The 20,686-nt window shown below is 46.6% G+C and carries 18 protein-coding genes and 2 tRNA genes; 8 read left to right on the top strand and 12 right to left on the bottom strand.

Annotation, left to right across the window (positions count from 1 at the left end):
* Nucleotides 1–2 precede the first annotated feature (2 nt).
* Nucleotides 3–761, bottom strand: coding sequence for a succinate dehydrogenase/fumarate reductase iron-sulfur subunit (locus MHO32_RS18960; RefSeq protein ID WP_005425032.1), 759 nt, complete (start codon nt 759–761; stop codon nt 3–5).
* Entirely contained in the window at nt 761–2,581 is a 1,821-nt protein-coding gene (frdA, locus tag MHO32_RS18965) for a fumarate reductase (quinol) flavoprotein subunit (RefSeq protein WP_005448312.1), read from the bottom strand. Before frdA ends, MHO32_RS18960 begins: the two co-directional genes overlap by 1 nt.
* Nucleotides 2,582–3,030: 449 nt before the next feature.
* On the opposite strand from frdA, the gene epmA reads away from it, so the two are divergent.
* The 4 genes from epmA (at nt 3,031) to MHO32_RS18985 (ending at nt 6,186) form a co-directional block, all read left to right on the top strand.
* Nucleotides 3,031–4,002, top strand: coding sequence for an elongation factor P--(R)-beta-lysine ligase (epmA, locus tag MHO32_RS18970; RefSeq protein WP_239213408.1), 972 nt, complete (start codon nt 3,031–3,033; stop codon nt 4,000–4,002).
* 9 nt (nt 4,003–4,011) lie between these two features.
* Nucleotides 4,012–4,386 carry a VanZ family protein gene (locus MHO32_RS18975; RefSeq protein WP_005448316.1) on the top strand — a complete coding sequence of 125 codons (375 nt, stop codon included), beginning with the start codon at nt 4,012–4,014 and terminating at the stop codon, nt 4,384–4,386.
* 21 nt (nt 4,387–4,407) lie between these two features.
* A complete protein-coding gene (locus MHO32_RS18980; protein ID WP_005448317.1) occupies nt 4,408–5,043 on the top strand; it encodes a TetR/AcrR family transcriptional regulator in 636 nt (211 codons plus the stop codon).
* Nucleotides 5,044–5,229: 186 nt separating this feature from the next.
* Nucleotides 5,230–6,186, top strand: a complete 957-nt coding sequence (locus MHO32_RS18985; RefSeq protein WP_239213418.1) for a DHH family phosphoesterase — start codon at nt 5,230–5,232, stop codon at nt 6,184–6,186.
* 95 nt (nt 6,187–6,281) lie between these two features.
* Here the strand turns inward: MHO32_RS18985 and MHO32_RS18990 are convergent, their stop codons facing one another.
* The 5 genes from MHO32_RS18990 to MHO32_RS19010 all read right to left on the bottom strand — a co-directional run bounded on the left by MHO32_RS18990 (nt 6,282) and on the right by MHO32_RS19010 (nt 10,699).
* On the bottom strand, nt 6,282–7,430 hold the full coding sequence (locus tag MHO32_RS18990) for a murein hydrolase activator EnvC family protein (RefSeq protein ID WP_005448319.1): 1,149 nt from the start codon (nt 7,428–7,430) through the stop codon (nt 6,282–6,284).
* Between the two features lie 26 nt (nt 7,431–7,456).
* A complete protein-coding gene (gene cysE, locus MHO32_RS18995; RefSeq protein WP_005381475.1) occupies nt 7,457–8,278 on the bottom strand; it encodes a serine O-acetyltransferase in 822 nt (273 codons plus the stop codon).
* A gap of 78 nt (nt 8,279–8,356) precedes the next feature.
* Nucleotides 8,357–9,394 (bottom strand): NAD(P)H-dependent glycerol-3-phosphate dehydrogenase, encoded by a 1,038-nt coding sequence (gene gpsA, locus MHO32_RS19000; protein ID WP_005448320.1) that lies wholly within the window; start codon nt 9,392–9,394, stop codon nt 8,357–8,359.
* A 204-nt stretch (nt 9,395–9,598) separates the two neighbouring features.
* On the bottom strand, nt 9,599–10,063 hold the full coding sequence (secB, locus tag MHO32_RS19005) for a protein-export chaperone SecB (protein WP_005386410.1): 465 nt from the start codon (nt 10,061–10,063) through the stop codon (nt 9,599–9,601).
* A gap of 201 nt (nt 10,064–10,264) precedes the next feature.
* The gene (locus MHO32_RS19010; protein WP_005448321.1) at nt 10,265–10,699 is read right to left on the bottom strand and encodes a rhodanese-like domain-containing protein; all 435 of its coding nucleotides are present in this window, start codon (nt 10,697–10,699) and stop codon (nt 10,265–10,267) included.
* A gap of 486 nt (nt 10,700–11,185) precedes the next feature.
* On the opposite strand from MHO32_RS19010, the gene gpmM reads away from it, so the two are divergent.
* On the top strand, nt 11,186–12,718 hold the full coding sequence (gpmM, locus tag MHO32_RS19015) for a 2,3-bisphosphoglycerate-independent phosphoglycerate mutase (protein ID WP_005448323.1): 1,533 nt from the start codon (nt 11,186–11,188) through the stop codon (nt 12,716–12,718).
* A 119-nt stretch (nt 12,719–12,837) separates the two neighbouring features.
* On the opposite strand, the gene MHO32_RS19020 is transcribed toward gpmM, so the two are convergent.
* The 5 genes from MHO32_RS19020 to rsgA all read right to left on the bottom strand — a co-directional run bounded on the left by MHO32_RS19020 (nt 12,838) and on the right by rsgA (nt 19,636).
* A complete protein-coding gene (locus MHO32_RS19020; protein WP_239213420.1) occupies nt 12,838–13,725 on the bottom strand; it encodes a DMT family transporter in 888 nt (295 codons plus the stop codon).
* A gap of 123 nt (nt 13,726–13,848) precedes the next feature.
* Nucleotides 13,849–15,729, bottom strand: coding sequence for a methyl-accepting chemotaxis protein (locus MHO32_RS19025; protein WP_239213422.1), 1,881 nt, complete (start codon nt 15,727–15,729; stop codon nt 13,849–13,851).
* Nucleotides 15,730–16,007: 278 nt separating this feature from the next.
* Nucleotides 16,008–17,423, bottom strand: a complete 1,416-nt coding sequence (locus tag MHO32_RS19030; protein WP_005448329.1) for an SLC13 family permease — start codon at nt 17,421–17,423, stop codon at nt 16,008–16,010.
* Between the two features lie 174 nt (nt 17,424–17,597).
* The gene (gene asd / locus MHO32_RS19035; protein ID WP_009701924.1) at nt 17,598–18,455 is read right to left on the bottom strand and encodes an archaetidylserine decarboxylase; all 858 of its coding nucleotides are present in this window, start codon (nt 18,453–18,455) and stop codon (nt 17,598–17,600) included.
* A 116-nt stretch (nt 18,456–18,571) separates the two neighbouring features.
* On the bottom strand, nt 18,572–19,636 hold the full coding sequence (rsgA, locus tag MHO32_RS19040) for a small ribosomal subunit biogenesis GTPase RsgA (protein ID WP_005448333.1): 1,065 nt from the start codon (nt 19,634–19,636) through the stop codon (nt 18,572–18,574).
* A 129-nt stretch (nt 19,637–19,765) separates the two neighbouring features.
* Between rsgA and orn the strand changes: the two genes are divergently transcribed.
* The 3 genes from orn to MHO32_RS19055 all read left to right on the top strand — a co-directional run bounded on the left by orn (nt 19,766) and on the right by MHO32_RS19055 (nt 20,675).
* Nucleotides 19,766–20,311, top strand: a complete 546-nt coding sequence (orn, locus tag MHO32_RS19045) for an oligoribonuclease (protein WP_005448335.1) — start codon at nt 19,766–19,768, stop codon at nt 20,309–20,311.
* Between the two features lie 156 nt (nt 20,312–20,467).
* Nucleotides 20,468–20,543, top strand: a tRNA-Gly gene (locus MHO32_RS19050).
* A 55-nt stretch (nt 20,544–20,598) separates the two neighbouring features.
* Nucleotides 20,599–20,675: transfer RNA gene (locus tag MHO32_RS19055), tRNA-Met, on the top strand.
* Nucleotides 20,676–20,686: the final 11 nt, after the last annotated feature.

Raw genomic sequence — 20,686 nt, forward strand, 5'->3', positions numbered from 1 at the left:
CCTTATGCCTCCACTTTTTTCGGTGAACCATCAGGTTTCAACATAGCAATTACGAAGTCCATAGAAGACTCTACTTTGCCTTGGTTTACTGCCGCTGCAGGATCTACGCTCTTCGGACAAACTTCAGAACAGTAACCTACGAACGTACAACCCCAAGCGCCGTTTTCACCGTTGATCAGCTTCATGCGCTCATCTTTACCGTTGTCACGGCTGTCTAGGTTGTAACGGTGTGCCAGAGTTAGAGCAGCAGGACCGATGAACTCAGGGTTCAAACCAAACTGAGGACATGCTGCGTAGCACAGACCACAGTTGATACAGCCAGCAAACTGCTTGTATTTCGCCATTTGCTCAGGCGTTTGCAGGTTTGTGCCGTCTTCTGGTTTGCGGTCGTTACCAATGATGTAAGGTTTGATAGCTTCTAAGCGCTCGATGAACGGCGTCATGTCCACGATCAAGTCTTTCTCGATTGGGAAGTTTGCTAGTGGCTCGATAGTCACGCCATTCGGGTAATCACGTAGGAAGCTCTTACAAGCTAGCTTAGGCACGTTGTTTACCATAATGCCGCAAGAACCACAGATCGCCATACGACAAGACCAGCGGTAAGACAGATCTTTGTCTAGGTGATCTTTGATGTAACCAAGCGCATCAAGCACAGACATGGTTTCATCAAAAGGTACTTCGAACGTTTGAGTATATGGTTCTGCGTCCTTCTCTGGGTCGTAACGCAGAATGTCGACTTTTTGAATGCGGTTTGATGACATTATGCTTGCTCCTCTGCCTTCTTCGCTTCTGCTTCAGCGGCTTTTTCAGCTGCTGCTGCTTTCTCTGCTGCTTCACCGTATAGACGTGCTTTAGGCTGTGACTTAGTAATCGTCACGTTGCTGTAGTCGATACTTGGTGCTGCATCTTCTTTGAAGAAAGCAAGCGAGTGTTTCAGGAAGTTCACGTCATCACGCTCTGTACAACCATCGTCTAGACGTTGGTGCGCACCACGAGATTCTTTACGCAGGATTGCAGAGTGAACCATCGCTTCTGCGACTTCTAGACCGTAGCCCACTTCAATAGCGTAAAGAAGGTCAGTGTTGAACACTTTGCCTTTGTCTTTGATGCTGATTTTCTTGTAACGCTCTTTCAGCTCAGTGATTTTCTCGATGGTTGCTTGCATCAAGTCTTCTTGGCGGTAGATACCACAACCTGCTTCCATGGTGTGACCCATTTCAGTACGGATATCTGCCCAGTTTTCATCACCTTCTTGGTTCATTAGAGCGGCAATGCGGTCTTCAACTGCTTTCACCTGAGTCGCGATAGACTCTTCGTTCCAGCCTTTGAATTCTGCAGCACGTTTCACCGCTTGTTCACCCGCAACGCGACCAAATACCACGAACTCAGCCAGCGAGTTAGAACCTAGACGGTTTGCACCGTGAAGACCAACAGACGCACATTCGCCAACCGCGAATAGACCTTTAATGCGAGTTTCACATTCGCCGTTGGTTTCAATACCACCCATGGTGTAGTGAACCGTTGGACGAATTGGAATTGGCTCTTTTGCTGGGTCAACGTTCACGTAAGCTTTCGCTAGCTCACAAATGAATGGTAGACGCTCTTGTAGATACTCTTCACCTAGGTGGCGAAGGTCTAGGTGCACCACATCACCAAGAGGGTGTTTGATGGTGTTGCCTTTCTGTTGTTCGTGCCAGAAAGCTTGAGAAACTTTGTCACGAGGACCCAGTTCCATGTATTTGTTCTTAGGTTGACCCACTGGAGTCTCAGGACCCATACCGTAGTCTTGTAGGTAACGGTAGCCGTCTTTGTTGACGATGATACCGCCTTCACCACGACAACCTTCAGTCATCAGGATACCAGTGCCAGGAAGACCTGTTGGGTGGTACTGAACGAATTCCATATCACGTAGAGGAACGCCGTGACGGTAAGCCATCGCCATGCCATCGCCCGTTACGATACCGCCGTTGGTGTTACAGTGGTAAACGCGACCTGCGCCACCCGTTGCTAGTACGACAGACTTCGCCTTAATCGTAACCAGTTCACCTTCAGACATGTGGATTGCAATCAGACCTTGTACTTCACCTTCATCAACAAGCAAGTCGACAACAAAGTACTCATCAAAGCGCTTGATGTTGTCGTACTTCATCGACGTCTGGAATAGCGTGTGAAGCATGTGGAAGCCAGTTTTATCTGCAGCGAACCAAGTACGTTCAACCTTCATACCACCAAAGCGGCGTACGTTGACTTCACCGTTCTCTTTACGACTCCATGGGCAACCCCATTGCTCCATTTGGATCATTTCGCGAGTCGCGTTCTCTACAAAGTATTCAACAACGTCCTGTTCACATAGCCAGTCACCACCGCCAACAGTGTCGTTGAAGTGGTTGTCTAAGCTATCTTCATCCTTGATAACTGCTGCTGAGCCACCTTCTGCAGCAACCGTGTGGGAGCGCATTGGGTAAACTTTAGAAATAAGTGCTACTTCTAAGTCCGGGTTTGCTTCAGCCGCTGCAATAGCAGTACGAAGACCAGCGCCGCCTGCGCCGATGACTGCGATATCTGTGGTGATAATTTGCACAGTTATCCTCCAGTGTGTGATTGCGGAAATCCGCTTGTTATTGTGAGTGTGAGGGAAGGGTTTTAAGGCAATCCCTCAAAAGTAGTAGGGTTAGTGTAGGGGAGCCTTATGGCAGAAAAATTGATGTATTTGGGTTTTTTCTCCGGTAATGCACACAAGAGCATAGAAATTCTAGGTTATGTGACTGCTATCACGGCACGAAACGGTTGAGGGATAAACGTAAACTCGGTCAATGTTACATAGGTGTTGCACGACATTACCCTCATTGATAATAGGATTAATTGTGAGTGTTTTTTGTACTGTGGAACGTGAAATGCTTGCTTCAGTTTTAATCGAGTTTTATTCGTATTTAGACGGATGAAATTAAGAGGAATCCCCTATCGATGAACTAGGCAAAGCGTGCCAAAATTGCTATTTTCCTCGCTCACCAATGTATTGAGACTCTTGTTATGCAAACGACCTGGCAACCTACCGCTTCTATGGAACAACTTCGTCAACGTGCCGCGTTGATCACCGCTATTCGTCAATTCTTTGCCGAGCGACAGGTGATGGAAGTTGACACGCCAGCCATGAGCCACGCCACGGTGACCGACATTCATTTGCATACCTTCCAAACAGAGTTTGTTGGACCGGGTTATGCCGACGGCAGCAAACTGTTCTTTATGACCAGCCCTGAATTCCATATGAAGCGCTTGTTGGCGGCGGGCAGCGGCTGTATCTACCAAATTAACAAAGCGTTTCGTAACGAAGAGAATGGTCGTCATCACAACCCCGAGTTCACCATGCTGGAGTGGTACCGGATTGGTTTTGATCACCATAAGTTGATGGATGAGATGGATGACCTACTTCAACTGGTGCTGAAGTGTGGTGCGGCAGAACGTATGACTTACCAGCAAGCTTTTATTGATGTGCTAGGCGTGTGCCCTTTAGAAGGCTCTATGCAAGAGCTAAAAGTGGTCGCGGCTAAGCTAGGGCTAAGTGATATTGCTGAGCCAGAGGAGGATCGCGATACCTTGCTGCAACTACTTTTCAGTATTGGTGTCGAAGCTAAGATTGGTCAACAAGCGCCTGCATTTGTGTATGACTTCCCTGCATCGCAAGCGGCTCTGGCAAAGATCAATCCGCAAGACAACCGAGTGGCGGATCGTTTCGAGGTGTACTTCAAAGGCATTGAGCTGGCGAACGGTTTCCACGAGCTGGATAGCCCGAAAGAGCAATTGGCGCGTTTTGAACAAGATAATGCTAAGCGTCTGGAAATGGGTTTGAAACCACAGCCGATTGATTACCATTTGATTGGCGCATTAGAAGCAGGTTTGCCAGATTGCGCAGGTGTGGCGTTAGGCGTTGATCGCCTGATCATGTTGGCGCTGGGTTGTGACCATATCGACCAAGTGACCGCTTTTCCATTCCCTATTGCTTAAGGATAAATAATGAACCTGACCGCTGGACGTTTGGTACTGCTTAGTTATGCGACTTTGATTGCGTACTTGTCTCTGAGCTCGGGAGAGTTGCAAGATTGGGGCAACATTGCATATTTGGATAAGATGCAGCATGCGATGGCGTACAGTGGTTTTGGCTTTTTGGGCTGCTTCTGTGTAGCAAGTTGGCGTCAGCGTTGGATTGTGGCACTGAGTATTCTTTTATTCAGCGCTGTGATTGAAGTTTTACAAGGTTATGTGGGACGCCAAACCTCTTGGCTCGACTTGATTGCGAACTCGATTGGTATTCTAACTGGTCTGCTATGTTACCGTATTTGGAGCCTCTATCGACCTAGGTTGGTGAAGTCGCTATACTCGATTCGTTAATGAAGAGGGAATACGATAACCATGAAAACGCGCGACAAAATCGTCTATGCCGCACTGGAGTTGTTCAACCAACATGGTGAGCGCAATATCACAACCAATCACATTGCTGACCATATTGAAATTAGCCCAGGCAACCTTTACTACCACTTCCGTAATAAGCAGGAAATTGTGCGTGAGATCTTCGCGCTATACTCTGCGGAACTGCTAGAACGCTTTACCCCTATTCAAGGTTCTCAAGAGAGCCTGACCATGCTGAAAAGCTACCTCGACTCGATCTTCACTTTGATGTGGAAGTACCGTTTTTTCTACGCGAATCTTCCCGAAATCCTTTCTCGAGACGAACAACTGCATGATGAATACATTGATGTTCAAGAGAAGCTGCAAGCCAACCTGATCGCGATCATGCAAGAGTTTGTGTCTTTGAAACTATTGAATGTTGATCAAGAGCAGTTGAAATCATTGGTTTGTACACTGCACCTTATCGCGTGTAGTTGGTTAGCTTACCAGTCAGCGATGTCACCAAAGACCGAAATTACCGAGCAAATGGTAAAACAAGGTATGCTGCAAATGCTCAATGTCGTTAAACCAGTGGCAACCGAGCAAGGTATGGAGCAATTGCTACTGCTTGAAGAAGCGGTGAGCCGACTGCACAGTTAATACTATTTTCCCTCCTTATTAAATCTAGAAAATGAGAGTATGGTTCTACGCTTAAAGTTTAGAGCGCAGCTCTCATTTTCAACTCCCTCCTTGAGTTGACTTGCTGTGCTCATTTCGCACAATAGGATTCATGCACCCTAAAAGCATCCGTTGGGGTATGACTCTCGATAAAGGAACTATCGTTCAATGAATTACGACATTTTTAATGGCGATGCCGACGGCATCATCGCATTGCTGCAATTGCGTTTAGCGGATCCTATCAACGCTGAGTTGGTGACGGGCGTAAAGCGCGACATCAAGCTGGTGGAGAAAGTGGATGTGCAAGCGGGTGATGAACTGACGGTGTTGGACATTTCAATGGAAAAGAACATGGTAGGTTTAGAGCAAGCTTTAGCTCAAGGCGCGCATGTTTTCTACGCCGATCACCACAAAGCGGGTGAGATCCCTCAGCATGGTAATTTGGACGCGCACATCGACCTCGATGCTAATATGTGTACTGCTTTGATTGTCGATCAGTTGTTGGAAGGACGTTTCCATACTTGGGCAATCACTGCTGCTTATGGCGATAACTTGATTGCTAAGGCGGATGTGTTGGCGGATAAAGCCGGACTCAATGAAGCGCAAAAAGCGCAGTTAAAAGAGCTCGGGACGTTGATTAATTACAACGGTTATGGCTCGAAAGTCGACGACCTTCATTTCCATCCTGCGGACTTGTATCAAGCATTAAAGCAATACGCTTCACCATTCGATGCGATAGCAGATAAAGCGTCACCTTACTATCAATTACAATCGGCTTATCAGCAAGATATGGACGCAGCACTCGCCGTCCCTGCGACTCACGAAAGCACTAAGCTCAAGCTGTTTGAACTGCCAGACAATGCGGCATCACGCCGAATCAGTGGTGTTTATGGCAACTGGCTTGCAAACCAAACTCCAGACTCTGCGCATGCGGTGTTAACGGAAAACGCTGACGGCACTTACACTGTTTCTCTTCGTGCGCCACTGAATAACAAGCAAGGTGCGGTGGCAGTGTGTGGGCAGTTCCCAACAGGTGGGGGGCGAGAAGCCGCAGCAGGCATCAATGCACTAAGCAAAGACGATGTCAGTGCTTTCATCGGCGCAGTAGAGGCTTACTACGCCTAGCATTTTTCTGAGTGCGAATACGACAAAGGAGCCGAGTGGCTCCTTTGTTTTTGTGTCGCGATAGTGCTGTTTAGAACTGCGATGATAAACGGCAGTTATAAACGCTTTAACCAAGATTTCGGGTTTTGCGCTTCACTGTTACGGCGAATTTCGAAGTACAGTGAAGGTCTGTCTTGACCACCGGTATCACCTGCAAGTGCAATCACTTCACCTGCGGTCACCTTATCACCTTCTTTCTTGGTCAAAGCTTGGTTGTAACCGTAAAGCGTCATGTCGCCTTTCCCGTGATCAAGCAGCACGACTAAGCCGTAGCCTCGCAGGTATTCAGCAAATACCACGGTGCCTGGGTAAACGGCTTTGACTTGCTGACCGTATCTGGCAGACAACACCATACCTTTCCAGTTTACCTGCCCTGTTTGTTTGGTACCGAAGCTGTGCAGTACGCGACCTTTCAACGGCCACGGTAGTTTTCCACGTTGTTTTGCAATACCGTCCATCGGTACTGCATTACGTTTTGCTGCTTTCGCTATCTCGGCCTTTAGACGGGTTTCGTTACGTTGCAGTTCTGCTAAGTAACGTTTGTCATCTTTGATGCTCTTTTGAATCTTGCTCAGCGTACCTTTACGTTTCGACTGCGTGCTTGCTAAAGACGAACGTTTTTCTGATTGCTGTTTGAGCAAGGTTTCAATTTGGTCTTTTTCCAGTTCGAGTTGGTTTTTGTTGTGCGCCAACTCTTGGGTGGTTTTGGTGATCGCATCAATGACTTCCGCGCGTGCTTTGGCAAGATGTTGAAAGTATTGGCTGATGCGATCTTCTTCTACGCCTTCGTTAAGGAGATGCCCATTGGCTTTCGCACGCTCCGTGACGTAGTAGGTTTGAATCAGTTGTTTGAGCTCTTCTTCTTGTGCTTGGCGTTGAGCTTCTTGCAGCGCAATCTTCTCTTCCAACTTACTGATGTTTTGATCCGCTTGTGCCAAGTCTGCTTTGGTTTGTTTGATCTCGCGTTCTAACTTGGAGATACCGAGTTCTTGGCTTTTCAGCGATTTTTGCAGATCGTTGAGCTGTTTTTCTTGAGAAGTTAGCGACTTTTTCTGGCGATTGATTTCGCTAGATACGCCTTTGAGCTCTTGTTGGCTTGCGGCGAAAGAGGTGAGGGGATATGTGGCAGATAAAGCACAAGTTAATAAAATAGCCGAGCGTAGCACTGGGTGATTTTGTTTTCGCACTTGAGAGTTACCTACCACATTCTTGTCAAAGGATCAGATGACGATTAAATACCATCCCCATGGATAAAGCTTTGCGATTTACCGTTAAAGCCTTGATCCATATCGAGAGAAGGTTTGTCCGTTTTCGGACGACCAACAATTTTTGCAGGCACACCAGCCACGGTTGTGTGTGGCGGCACTGCTTGCAATACCACAGAGCAAGAGCCAATTTTTGCGCCTTCGCCCACTTCGATATTGCCAAGAATTTTAGCACCAGCTCCGATCATTACACCTTCGCGAATTTTCGGGTGACGGTCACCGCATTCTTTACCGGTACCACCTAGAGTGACATCTTGCAGAATAGATACGTCGTTTTCGACAACGGCGGTTTCACCAATCACGATGCCAGTTGCATGGTCTAGCATGATACCACTACCAATACGCGCTGCAGGGTGAATATCGACCTGACATGCTACAGAAATCTGATTTTGCAGGTAAGTCGCAAGAGCGTGACGACCTTGCTTCCATAACCAGTTTGCCACTCGGTACCCTTGCAGAGCATGGTAGCCTTTCAGGTACAACAATGGCATTGAGTACATTGAAACAGCAGGGTCGCGATTAACCGTGGCACAAATGTCACAAGCCGCGCCGTCGGTGATGGTTGGATCGGCGGCAAAGGCTTCTTCAACCACTTCACGCACTGCCATTGCTGGCATGGAAGCGGTGTTCAATTTGTTGGCCAGAATGTAGCTCAATGCGGCACATAGACTTTCATGCTTGATGATGGTCGCATGATAAAAGCTCGCCAGCATAGGCTCTTGCTCTGACATCTCACGGGCTTCTGAAACAATTTTGTTCCAGACTTTTTGTTTTTCGCAGTGTTTCATTCTCAATATCCTGAGTGGTTCTTCCGTGACCCGACAACTTCTATTCTTCTCAGATGAGGTGCAAAAGGCGGTAGATTGCTACTTTCCTTCGGCTTTTTTGTCACGAGCAAGTAAATCTTGCGCTGCCAGGCGTGCATCCTTTCCTTGATACAATACTTGATAAATTTGGTCAACAATTGGCATCTCTACGCCCATGCGCTGAGAGAGCATCCAAACTTCTTTGGTGTTGCGGTAGCCTTCAACGACTTGACCGATTTCTTCTTGCGCAGTGTCGACGTCTTTACCTTGACCTAATGCCAAACCAAAACGGCGGTTACGTGATTGGTTATCGGTACAAGTTAAGACGAGGTCGCCCAAGCCAGCCATACCCATAAAGGTTTCTGGTTGTGCGCCTAGTGCGGCACCAAGACGGCTCATTTCTGCCAAACCACGTGTAATCAGTGCTGTACGGGCATTGGCACCAAAACCGATACCATCAGACATACCTGCACCAATGGCAATAACGTTCTTCACCGCACCGCCCAATTGCATGCCGATAAAGTCGTTGTTTGCGTAGACACGGAAGGTTTTGCTGCAGTGGATTTTCTCTTGCAGATCAGCAACAAAGTTCGCGTCTGGAGAAGCTACAGAAATTGCTGTTGGCATTCCCATCGCAAGCTCTTTAGCAAATGTAGGACCGGATAGAACTGCCAACGAGTAGCTGTCACCGATGATATCGAATGCTACTTCTTTTAGTAGACGACCCGTTTCTGGCTCAAGACCTTTGGTTGCCCAACAAATACGAGAATCTTCACGTAAGAAAGGCTTACAGCTGTTCAGTACGATGCCAAAAACGTGGCTAGGAACCACAACTAACAAGTCACGGCTTGCTTGAACGGCTTTTTCTAAATCCGATTCAATAATCAAGCTCTCTGGGAAATCAATACCAGGTAGGAATTCGTGGTTGGCACGGTCTGCTTCAAGGCGTGCCATATGCTCTGGCTCGTGACCCCATAGGATGACGTTTGCGCCGTTACGAGCAAGGGAGATTGCCAAAGAAGTGCCGTATGAGCCTGCACCAATCACAGTCATTGCGATGTCTTTACCGTAAGCATTGTTTGTATTTGCTTGTGTCATGCTACCGCCTAATTGCCTTTCTACTAGTAGAATCTAGTTCATAATCGCCAGAGTTTACGCTCTCTAGGGGTTAGGAACTAGGAACTTTTATCAGAAATAAAAAATGCACATTGCATCGCAGAGAGGACGCTTTGTGCATTTTCTTCAGGTATATGACGTGAGCTCGTTCTTAGGAAGGGCAACACGTCACTTACAAAACGTGAATTACGCTTCAGCTTCGCCTTGTTGAGCTTGCTGTTGTAGGTAGTTCATGAATAGCGCGTCGAAGTTAACTGGTGCTAGGTTCAGTTGAGGGAACGTACCTTTAACTACTAGGCTAGAGATAGTTTCACGAGCGTATGGGAATAGGATGTTCGGGCAGAATGCGCCTAGGCAATGTGCAAGTTGACCTGCTTCCATTTGCTCAGCTGTGAAGATACCACCTTGTTGAACTTCACATAGGAACGCTGTTTCTTCTTCGTTCTTAACAGTAACTGTTAGACGTAGAACAACTTCGTAAACACCTTCACCAAGCTCACGGCTTTGAGTGTCTAGGTCTAGTTTAACGTCTGGGTTCCACTCTTTTTGGAAGATTACTGGAGAGTTAGGCGCTTCGAAAGAAACGTCTTTTAGGAAGATGCGTTGAATTGCAAAGTTTTGTTGTGCGTCTTGTGGTGCTGCTTCAGCCATTTTTAAATCCTTAATAAACATTTGTTGGGTCTAGGATTTTCTAAACCCAGAAATATGGTTTGTCCTGAGACTAACTGAGCAAATCTACCTTGACTAGATGAAGCGCGTATTACGTGCAAAGCATCACAACTTAGTGCTTCAACTGCTTTCTATTTGCTCAGTTTATATAAACGAGGCTGGCAAAATTGTTTTACCGCGACCTTATTTCTTACCACGTACTAGTGGAAGGTTCGCTTCGTTCCATGCAATCAAACCGTTCTTCAGTAGGCTTACGTTTTCGAAGCCTGCTTTCGCTAGTAGGTTTGCACTTTCTTGAGCGGTTTGACCCGTTTTGCATACCACAATGATTGGGTCTGATTTACGGTTTTCAAGGCTACCAAAGTTACCTGCTTTGATATCAGACGGCAAAATGTGAAGTGCGTCGGTGATGTGACCTTGTTTGAACTCATCTTTAGAGCGGATATCCACCACAACGCCGTTTTCACGGTTCATAAGGTGAGTCAATTGGTTCACGTTAATCTCTTTGTATGCTGCCGTCGCAGATTTCACGATGTTCATGATGAATGCGACAAGAAGACCTACCCAAACCAAAGATAGAATCATGTTCTGTTGGAAAAAATCAATGTACTCTTGCATGTCCTGAGCTCTTACACTGTTGGCGGAAAAATAAAGCAGGAGTATAGCGGGGATAGCCGCCTTAGGCGAGAGGGTTAAAATTTTCTAACGAATAATTGAGATCTAAGCGCTCCCAGCAAACTGGTTGAAGCTAGTCATTCATGCAATCTTATTATCACTTCCTCCTATCAATTCAATCGGCGTAATTGACTTCACTTCTGGTCGAAAAAGCGCACAATGGGTTACAACAAAAAGTTTTTCACCAAAGTATTTCGGTGGTCGTACAAAGCATCTTGAAAGTGACTATGCTTGTGGAACACGTTTGCTGACTAGGTCGGATTGCTTGCTAACTTGTAAGATAGCAACAATAAATCGCAAACATTATTTGATCTTAACCTACAGTTTTGGTTAAAAAGTGTAGTAAAATTACGCTAGTTTTGTTTCAAGGTTAGATGGAGCAGCGAAGCTCTACACCGAAAGTTACTTAAATTTGATGAGGTCATCACTATGTCTGCTAAGAAGCCATTGGCTCTAGTTATCCTTGACGGTTACGGTTACCGTGAAGACACAGCAAGTAACGCAATTGCAAATGCTAAAACACCAGTAATGGATGCACTGATTGCGAATAACCCACACACTCTTATCTCTGCTTCAGGCATGGACGTTGGCCTACCTGATGGTCAAATGGGTAACTCAGAAGTTGGTCACACCAACATCGGTGCAGGTCGAGTTGTATACCAAGATCTAACTCGCATCACTAAGTCTATCGCTGATGGTGAATTTGCTGAGACAGCGGCACTAGTAGAAGCTATCGATTCTGCAGTAAAAGCTGAAAAAGCAGTACACATCATGGGTCTTATGTCTCCAGGTGGTGTTCACTCTCACGAAGACCACATCTATGCAGCCGTTGAAATGGCAGCAGCTCGTGGCGCTGAAAAGATCTACCTACACTGCTTCCTAGACGGTCGTGATACGCCACCACGTAGTGCCGAAAACTCACTACAACGTTTCCAAGATCTATTTGCGAAACTAGGTAAAGGTCGTGTTGCTTCTCTAGTTGGTCGTTACTATGCAATGGACCGTGACAACAACTGGGATCGTGTTCAAGTTGCTTACGATCTTCTAACTCAAGCGAAAGCTGAGTTCACTGCAGAAACAGCGGTTGCTGGTCTAGAAGCGGCTTACGCTCGTGACGAAAACGATGAGTTCGTTAAAGCAACAGCTATTAAAGCGGAAGGTCAAGAAGACGCAATCATGCAAGATGGCGATGCAGTTATCTTCATGAACTACCGTGCTGACCGTGCGCGTCAAATCACGCGTGCATTCGTTCCTGCATTTGACGGCTTCGAGCGTGCTGCATTCCCAGCAATCAATTTTGTAATGCTGACTCAATACGCGGCTGATATCCCTCTAGCAATCGCATTCCCACCTGCGTCTCTAGAAAACACTTACGGTGAGTGGCTATCTAAGCAAGGTCAAACTCAGCTACGTATCTCTGAAACAGAGAAATACGCACACGTGACTTTCTTCTTCAACGGTGGTGTTGAGAACGAATTTGAAGGTGAAGAGCGTCAACTTGTTGCTTCTCCAAAAGTAGCAACTTACGACATGCAGCCAGAAATGAGCTCTCCAGAGCTAACAGAGAAGATGGTTGCTGCTATCAAGTCTGGTAAGTTCGATACTATCATCTGTAACTACCCGAACGCAGATATGGTTGGTCACACTGGCGTTTACGAAGCTGCAGAGAAAGCAATCGAAGCTCTAGATGAAAGCGTTGGTAAAGTGGTTGAAGCGATCAAAGAAGTTGGCGGTCAACTGTTGATCACGGCAGACCACGGTAACGCAGAAATGATGATCGACCCTGAAACTGGCGGCATCCACACTGCTCATACTAACCTACCAGTACCTCTAATCTACGTAGGTGACAAAGCGGTTGAGTTCAAAGAAGGCGGTAAACTGTCTGACCTTGCGCCAACAATGCTTTCTCTAGCAGGTCTAGAAATCCCTGCAGAAATGTCTGGTGAAGTGCTAGTTAAGTAATTAACTGACGATTCAGAATGATAAAAGCCCGAGTTTGACTCGGGCTTTTTTGTGTCTGCGATCCTGTGTTGAGTAAGGCGAAGAGTTATTAAGGTCAATAGACCCTAATTGAACCTGAACTATTGCACTAGGATGCCCGTACCAATAACCGCTAGTGCAGCGCCTAACCAAGCAAATCGATTTGGGCGTTTCTTGGTATAAATCCACAGTAGTGGCAACAACATGATAGGTGTTGTTGAAGAAAGCAGCGCTACCATTCCCACGTTACCCTCACGCAGGGCGTAAAGAATCAATGTCATACCAATCGCCATAGCCAAAAAGCCATTTAATGCTGTAATGCCAAAGACTTTCCATGTGATGGTTTGAGTCGCGCGAGCGACTTTGGCGCCAATTAACCAAAGTGCACAATGTGCGACGAAAGCACTGATCATACGAATGGCAGAGGCGGCGACAGGGTCAACAGTGGTTTGCATGACAGGTTTAGCGATGATGCCACCCAGAGCCTGACACATAGCGGCGGTTAACCCGAGCCCGATACCAATCCAAACGTTGCCTTTGATCTCTTCTAGCGCGTTGCTAGCTTGCCCGCGTCGACCATAGAAAATCGCCATTACGACACCGCTGAAGACTAAGGTTGCACCAATCAACTCCGTGCCAGTCATGCTTTCGCTAAATAGGAAGTAACCCAAGATGGCAGAGAACACCGCATGGCAAGAAAACAACAAGCCTGCTTGGCGTGGTCCCATGCGATTCAAACAGGCGAACAACGCGGTATCGCCAATAAAGATGCCAATTAAACCGGACGCCATCATTGGCGTAATGTGTTCGGTGGAGACACTTAGCCAGCCCCCCGTGATCCACGCCATCGTGGAGAGGATGGCCGCGGTACAGCCCATACGCCATCGACTATAAGCAAACGCCCCAAGATGTTGAGCGGGAACAACAGAAATTAAGCTAGAAACAGCCCATAAGAAAGCAGCGCACAGCGCCAGCCATTCATAACCCATGATTGCGAGACATCCTTGTAGAGCAGGGGAGAGGCTTTAATATGCATGAATTTATAAAGATCTAAAAGCGCATATTTATGCCAATAAAAAAGCAGCTCGTTGAGCTGCTTTTGATGGGGAGGATTACACTTTAAAGCGACTGATGTTTTCACGCATCGTATTGGCGGTATCGTACATCTGACGTGAACCTTCACTGCTCTTAAGTGATTGCTCGGCAATCATATCGGCATCGTCTTTAATGCCTTGCGTGTTACGGCTGATGTCTTCGCTTACCGCGCGTTGCTCTTCTGCTGCGCTTGCGATTTGCATTGCCATGTCGTTGATCTCAGTGATCGAGTTAGTAATGCTGGTTAAGCTGTCGTGTGCTTGCTGAGCATAATCCACGCTAGTATCTGCCAAACTGGTACTGGTTTGCATGCTATTTACTGCCAGTTTGGTGTTGTTTTGCAACGTTTCGATCATGGTGCGGATTTCTTCCGTCGAGCCATGGGTGCGTTGGCTAAGTACGCGTACTTCATCGGCAACCACGGCAAAGCCGCGACCTTGCTCACCAGCACGAGCCGCTTCAATGGCAGCATTAAGTGCCAACAAGTTAGTTTGTTCGGCAATACCTTGGATCGTCGATAGGATTTGGTTGATGCTTTGCGTGTTTGCTTCTAGCTCCGAAATTACGCTGGCGGCATCGCTAACTTGCTCTGCAAGCTCTACGATCGCTTCACGATTCTTCTGGATGACGTTTTGTCCTTCCATACAAGCAGACGCTGAGTTTTGTGAAGCGCTTGCTGTCAGCTCTGCATGACTTGCTACCTCAGCAGCGGTTGCTGACATCTCATGAATGGCGGTTGCAATTTGGTTAACGTCGTTTTGTTGATGCTCAACGCGACCCGCAGCCATCGCAGATAGCTCATTTGCTTGATTCGCTTGTTCTGAAAGCTGTTCACTGTTCTCGACAATGCTTTTTAACATGGTTTGCATTTGCGCAAGGAACTGGTTCACGTGGGTTGCGAGTTCGCCAATTTCATCCATGCGCTCGATCTTGATGCGTTGCGTAAGATCGCCTTCGCCCTGTGATAGCTCTGAAAGCGCATCAGACAGCGTTTGGAGAGGTTGTAGCAAGCGAGTGATGATGTAAGTACTGATTGCCGCAATAATCAGGTACAGCACGATAGAAGCAATAGCCGTAAATGTCACTTGCTCAGAGACAGACGCAAATGCCATTTGTTTGTCTTGCACAATACCTAAAGACCAATCGGTGTTCGGCACTTTAGCTACGTAAATCAGCTTATCGCCTTGGCTGGACCATTGAATCGTGTCTAGCCTTGCTTCGCCAGCAAGTGTCATCATCGTACTATGAGTTAAGGCTGGATTGAGTTCTGTCAGCGGTTTTTGGCTAAGCTTTTCATCTTTGTAAGCTACCAAGTTATTGTTGCCATCAACTAGGAATGCGAAACCGTCATTATCAAGCTGAATATTAAGGACTTCTTTGATGATGTCAGTTACCGCTAAGTCAGCGGCAAGCACACCTTTCTTACCTTGATTGAATGCCTTAGCAAAGCTAACCACAATGCTGCCATCGAAATCTTGGTATGGCTCTGTGATGATCAAACCAGATTTCGCCATCGCATCTTGGTACCAAGGGCGAGTGCGAGGATCGTAGTCAGAAGGCCAAGATTCAGATTTATCACCGTAGGCAATTGAGCCATCAGAGAAGCCAGCATAAACCGATAGAAACTTACCGGCTCGCTTTGTCAGTAGCATCTCGCGATCGGCATCGTCACTGCCAGCGATGATGTTTTCATTCGCGAGCATCATATCGCTACGAATCGCAAGCCAGTCACTGATGTAGCGGTTGGTCGATTGAGAGATGTTTTGAATTTCTCGATTAAGGGTAGAAGTGGTTTCTTCGCGTAGTTGATTGACGGAAACCCAAGCCTGAACGCCACTAACAAAGGCGATAATGACTGCAATCGCAATCTGTATTTTTAATTTGATGGTATTTCTCATTGTCTTACCTTCATAAAACAGACAAAAAGATCAACGTCACGAGTTGTGACTCCAAAGGGTATGAGACGATTCAAGCACTGAAAGTTACATGAAAGGCTGTACAAAGTTTATCGACCTATATTCGATAAACTTGAGTCGAATAGTGTGATTTTTATTCAACTTATTGATTAACTAAGTGAATCAAATTTGAGATAAAAACAGAGGGAGTGATGCAAAACCAGATAGGTATATGGGTGATAAAGCTCTGCGGCAACCTTTTGTTACCGCAGAGCGATGGACTAAAACAGAATAATTACCGCACCATAGACAATGAACAGACCGACCAAGCCGATAATCAAACCGACCTTCGCCATGTCTTTACTTTCAATTAATCCCGTCGAGTACGCAAGGGAGTTTGGTGGTGTTGATACTGGTAAGATCATACCTAGTGAAGCCGAGAAAGCGACGACAACCAGCAATCCTTGTAAGCCACCGATGGCAACCAGACTCGGCATAGATGCACCAATCGCCGCTGCAATCGGCATCAACAAGTTCGCAGTGGCAGTATTCGACATAAAGTTTGCCATTAGCCAGCACACGATCGATAGGGCAACAACGACAGCGAATGGTGATAGGGACTCATAATCAATTGCGTGTGCGAGTGCTTCAGCCAAGCCAGTTTTATCTAACGCAATACCAATGGCGATACCACCAGCTACCAGCCATAGCACATCCCAGTTGATAAGCTTGAGCTCTTCTTTGCCCATGATGCCCGTTAAGGTAAACACCGCGAGTGGAATGATAGCGACTACATAGGTATTCATGCCATGCACTTTAGTTGTCATCCATAGCAGGATGGTCATAGCGAAGGTCACGTAGACCACTATGGCACGCCAGCTTTTCTTAAATTTACCATCCAAGCGCAGTTTCATTTCCGGTTCACTAGAAGGGAAGAGCTTTTGCAATAAGAACCAAGCTAGCGTCAGTTGCACTAAGACAAAAGGCAAGCCCATCATCATCCAAGATAGGAAATCGATGCTGTTTTCTCCGGTTAAATATTGCAAGGCAATCGCGTTAGGCGGGGTACCGATTGGTGTCGCGATACCACCTGTATTAGCCGCAATTGGAATACAGAGAACCAGCGCTTTTATCCCCAAATCGCCTTTTGGTGCAGATGCAACGATAGGACCCAATAGCGCAAGCATCATAACGGTAGTCGCAGTGTTTGACATAAACATCGAGAACACGGCAGTGATCAGCATTAAACCCAACATAATAAACTTAGGTTGAGTGCCAAACGGTTTAAGAAGAACACGGGCGAGGTTGTTATCAAGTTCGTATTTAGAAGCGGCAATAGCGAGCGCAAAGCCACCCATGAAAAGGATGATAATAGGAGAAGAGAACGCAGAAAATATATCCGTATAAGCAATCAAATCTCCCAAATCATGCCCCGGAGGAGGGGTACGAAAGAGATGTAAGCCTTTGTCCGATATCATAATCAATTCAAGAGCAATGATAAGAATGGACGTAGCAAATACGGGGACGGGTTCTAAAACCCAAAGTAGTGCAGCAAGAAGGAAAATAGCCAATAGACGATGTTGAATTAAAGTGAGATCGTCAATTGGAATGGCATCGATCGGCATCATTAAGACACCGAGTGGAATCAAAAAACACACCAGTAATTTGACCAGTGTGTCCGCACTCATCTTTGGCATTGGCAGCCCCTTTTATCATCATCCCTCAACGCAGAATAATTGATTGCGCTTTTAGGTACTTAGAGGCAAGTACGAGTTTGAAAAAGAGAGGCGAAATTTCGAACAGAGTTTTGCTTTTCGTCAATAAAAAAGCCCCCGTAAACGGAGGCTTCAAAGTCAGTTTGAGTAGGAGTCTTACTGCTGATGAGCGTAAGGTGTACCCATTACGGTTGGCTTACCATTTTCCATGCTTTCATCGAATGCGATAGCATCTTTTGCAAAAAGGTTGATAACGGTTGAGCCAAGCTTGAAGCGCCCCATTTCTTCGCCTTTCTTCAAGATAACCGCTTTATCGCCCTCAGCAGGGTAGTCCCATTTGTAAACCGAGTTACCGCGTGGTGGCGTGATAGTGCCTGCCCATACTTGCTCGATGCTACCTACGATAGTTGCACCAACCAGTACTTGTGCCATTGGACCAAACTCAGTATCGAAGATACACACTACACGCTCGTTACGTGCAAATAGGTTTGGCACGTTCTCTGCGGTTAGTGGGTTAACTGAAAATAGGTCACCAGGTACGTAAATCATCTGACGTAGCGTACCGTCACATGGCATGTGTACGCGGTGGTAGTCACGAGGCGATAGGTACAAGGTAGCAAAAGAGCCGTCTTGGAACTCTTCAGCCAGTTTTGCGTCACCACCTAGTAGCTCTTGTGCTGAGAAGTTATGACCTTTAGCTTGGATAAGCTGACCATCTTCAATCGGACCAAATTGGCTTACGCACGCGTCCGCAGGGTGAGTGATCACCTTTTCACCTTCCGTAATTGGACGAGCGCCTTCTTTTAGCTCACGTACAAAGAATTCATTGAAGGTTTTGAAGTGCTTAGGATCGGAGTACTTCGCCTCATCCATGTTCACATTGTATTGTTTGATAAACCAGCGAATGATTGCTGTTGTTAGACCGCCAGCCTCAGCTGAAGCCAGTTTACCCACTAGGCGCGTTAGTCCGTGTTGTGGGATCCAGTACTGCAGTCCAACTTTAATCTTGTCCATCTTTAATTCCGATACTTCTGTTAGATTCTCGCTTTAGGGCGCGTGATGTTACTGAAATTTCATCTGCTTGTCAGTATTAGGTGATGATTTCTTACACAGTTGCAGCGTTATCTCGGCTACAGATCAGCTTTCTTGCTGCGTGAGTACTGACGGTTGGCTTTGTTTTCTACCATGCTTTCTAGGATGCGATGATAGTTCTCAAAACGGACTTCACTCACTTCGCCTTTTTCCACGGCCTCTCGCAAGATACAGCCAGGATCGTCATTGTGCTTACAGTCGCGGAACTTACAACCGCCAAGATAAGGACGGAATTCAACAAATGCTTTGGTCACTTCCTCTGCTTCTAAGTGCCACAGACCGAATTCACGTACTCCTGGAGAGTCAATCAAATCGCCACCAGTAGGGATGTGATACAAGCGAGCTGCTGTGGTTGTATGCTGACCCAAACCTGAGTTCTCTGAGATCTCGCCTTCTTCCACTTCCTGCTCAAGTTCAGGCATCAGTGCGTTTACTAGGCTCGATTTACCTACGCCAGATTGACCAACGAAGATATTGATACGATCACGCAATTGCTCTTCAAGTTCGGCAATGCCTTCACCTGACTGCTTGCTCACAAACAGTACTTTGTAGCCAATGCGTTTGTATTCTTCTAGCCACTCTTCGTACATCGCTCGATCTTCATCAGCAAGTAGGTCTATTTTGTTGAGTACTAGTAGCGGTGCGATGTTCAGGGTTTCTGACGCCACCAAGTAGCGGTCAATGATATTGAGCGAAAGCTCAGGCAAAACCGAAGACACGATCACCATTTGGTCGATGTTAGCGGCGACAGGTTTCAAGCCATCGTAGTAGTCAGGGCGAGTTAGCATTGATGTGCGAGGTTCTACGGCTTCAACCACGCCAGAGATACCTGCCATTGACTCAAGCCCTTCACGCCAAAGCACGCGATCACCAGACACCAGTGATTCGATACCACGACGAAGGTTACAGCGCTGCACCTCACCGGTTTCTAGATCTTCGATGTCAGCGTGCTGACCGAAACGAGTGATAACGAGCCCCTGTTTACTTGCGCCCAGCATGTTCTCATCCCACTGGATAGACTCTTCTTGCTTCTTTAGGCGTTTTTGTTGGTTGCTGCGTACGCGGCGCACCTGACCTTTGGTTAACTTTTTCTTTTTTGCCACAATCTTGTACTTAATGTGAGTTAACTCAACTGATTGAGCACGCTTTCGGCTCAAACTCGTGAGTATCGTGTTTCAAGTATTTTCAGGTATAGTACCTCTTTTATCGATAAACAAATAGGCGGCGTAACCATGTCCTTTAGCGATCAAAACCTGATTTGGGTGGATTTAGAGATGACAGGTCTCGATCCTGAAACGCACAAAATCATCGAAATTGCTTCTATCGTCACGGATAGTGAGTTAAATATTTTAGCTGAAGGTCCAGTTTTAGCCGTTCATCAGCCAGAAGAAGAGCTGGCGAAGATGGATGACTGGTGTACCAATACGCACACTGCAAGTGGTTTGGTTGATCGCGTTCGCAACAGTGACGTCTCTGAACAAGATGCCGTTGCGCAGACCATCGAGTTCCTTGAGAAATGGGTACCAAAAGGCGTTTCTCCAATTTGTGGTAACAGTATTGGTCAGGACCGTCGATTCTTGTACAAGCATATGCCTGAGTTGGAAGAATACTTCCACTACCGTTATTTGGACGTGAGTACGTTAAAAGAACTGACTCGCCGTTGGAAACCAGAAGTGTTAGACGGTTTTTCGAAGCAGGGCACGCATCTGGCATTGGATGATATCCGTGAGTCGATTGCTGAGCTAAAGTACTACCGCGAAACGATCTTTAAGATCTAACTGTTAAGGCTGCGATCCAAATTGTTGTAATTAATGAGCGTTTTGCTTGCTTTTTCATCTGTCAGTAAAAAAATAAAGTTTTTTTGAACGAAGGACTTGCATCACAAAAAAATGCTCTTATAATTCGCAGCCCTGAACAGCGGAAACGTTGTTGATGCGACACTAGCTCAGTTGGTAGAGCGCAACCTTGCCAAGGTTGAGGTCACGAGTTCGAACCTCGTGTGTCGCTCCACTTTTCTTAAGTGGAAAGAAAGGCTTTCATCATGCCTTAAATGGTGAACTATGGACGCGGGATGGAGCAGCTTGGTAGCTCGTCGGGCTCATAACCCGAAGGTCGTCGGTTCAAATCCGGCTCCCGCAACCAATTCTCTTTTG

It is taken from the genome of Vibrio sp. MMH1-50, from assembly GCF_022347645.1.
Lineage (GTDB): Bacteria > Pseudomonadota > Gammaproteobacteria > Enterobacterales > Vibrionaceae > Vibrio > Vibrio harveyi.

Coding starts and splice junctions, on each gene's coding strand:
- MHO32_RS18960 (WP_005425032.1), bottom strand. CDS start 761: ATGTCATCAAACCGCATTCAAAAAGTCGACATTCTGCGTTACGACCCA.
- epmA (WP_239213408.1), top strand. CDS start 3,031: ATGCAAACGACCTGGCAACCTACCGCTTCTATGGAACAACTTCGTCAA.
- MHO32_RS18975 (WP_005448316.1), top strand. CDS start 4,012: ATGAACCTGACCGCTGGACGTTTGGTACTGCTTAGTTATGCGACTTTG.
- MHO32_RS18980 (WP_005448317.1), top strand. CDS start 4,408: ATGAAAACGCGCGACAAAATCGTCTATGCCGCACTGGAGTTGTTCAAC.
- MHO32_RS18985 (WP_239213418.1), top strand. CDS start 5,230: ATGAATTACGACATTTTTAATGGCGATGCCGACGGCATCATCGCATTG.
- cysE (WP_005381475.1), bottom strand. CDS start 8,278: ATGAAACACTGCGAAAAACAAAAAGTCTGGAACAAAATTGTTTCAGAA.
- gpsA (WP_005448320.1), bottom strand. CDS start 9,394: ATGACACAAGCAAATACAAACAATGCTTACGGTAAAGACATCGCAATG.
- secB (WP_005386410.1), bottom strand. CDS start 10,063: ATGGCTGAAGCAGCACCACAAGACGCACAACAAAACTTTGCAATTCAA.
- MHO32_RS19010 (WP_005448321.1), bottom strand. CDS start 10,699: ATGCAAGAGTACATTGATTTTTTCCAACAGAACATGATTCTATCTTTG.
- gpmM (WP_005448323.1), top strand. CDS start 11,186: ATGTCTGCTAAGAAGCCATTGGCTCTAGTTATCCTTGACGGTTACGGT.
- MHO32_RS19020 (WP_239213420.1), bottom strand. CDS start 13,725: ATGGGTTATGAATGGCTGGCGCTGTGCGCTGCTTTCTTATGGGCTGTT.
- MHO32_RS19025 (WP_239213422.1), bottom strand. CDS start 15,729: ATGAGAAATACCATCAAATTAAAAATACAGATTGCGATTGCAGTCATT.
- MHO32_RS19030 (WP_005448329.1), bottom strand. CDS start 17,423: ATGCCAAAGATGAGTGCGGACACACTGGTCAAATTACTGGTGTGTTTT.
- asd (WP_009701924.1), bottom strand. CDS start 18,455: ATGGACAAGATTAAAGTTGGACTGCAGTACTGGATCCCACAACACGGA.
- orn (WP_005448335.1), top strand. CDS start 19,766: ATGTCCTTTAGCGATCAAAACCTGATTTGGGTGGATTTAGAGATGACA.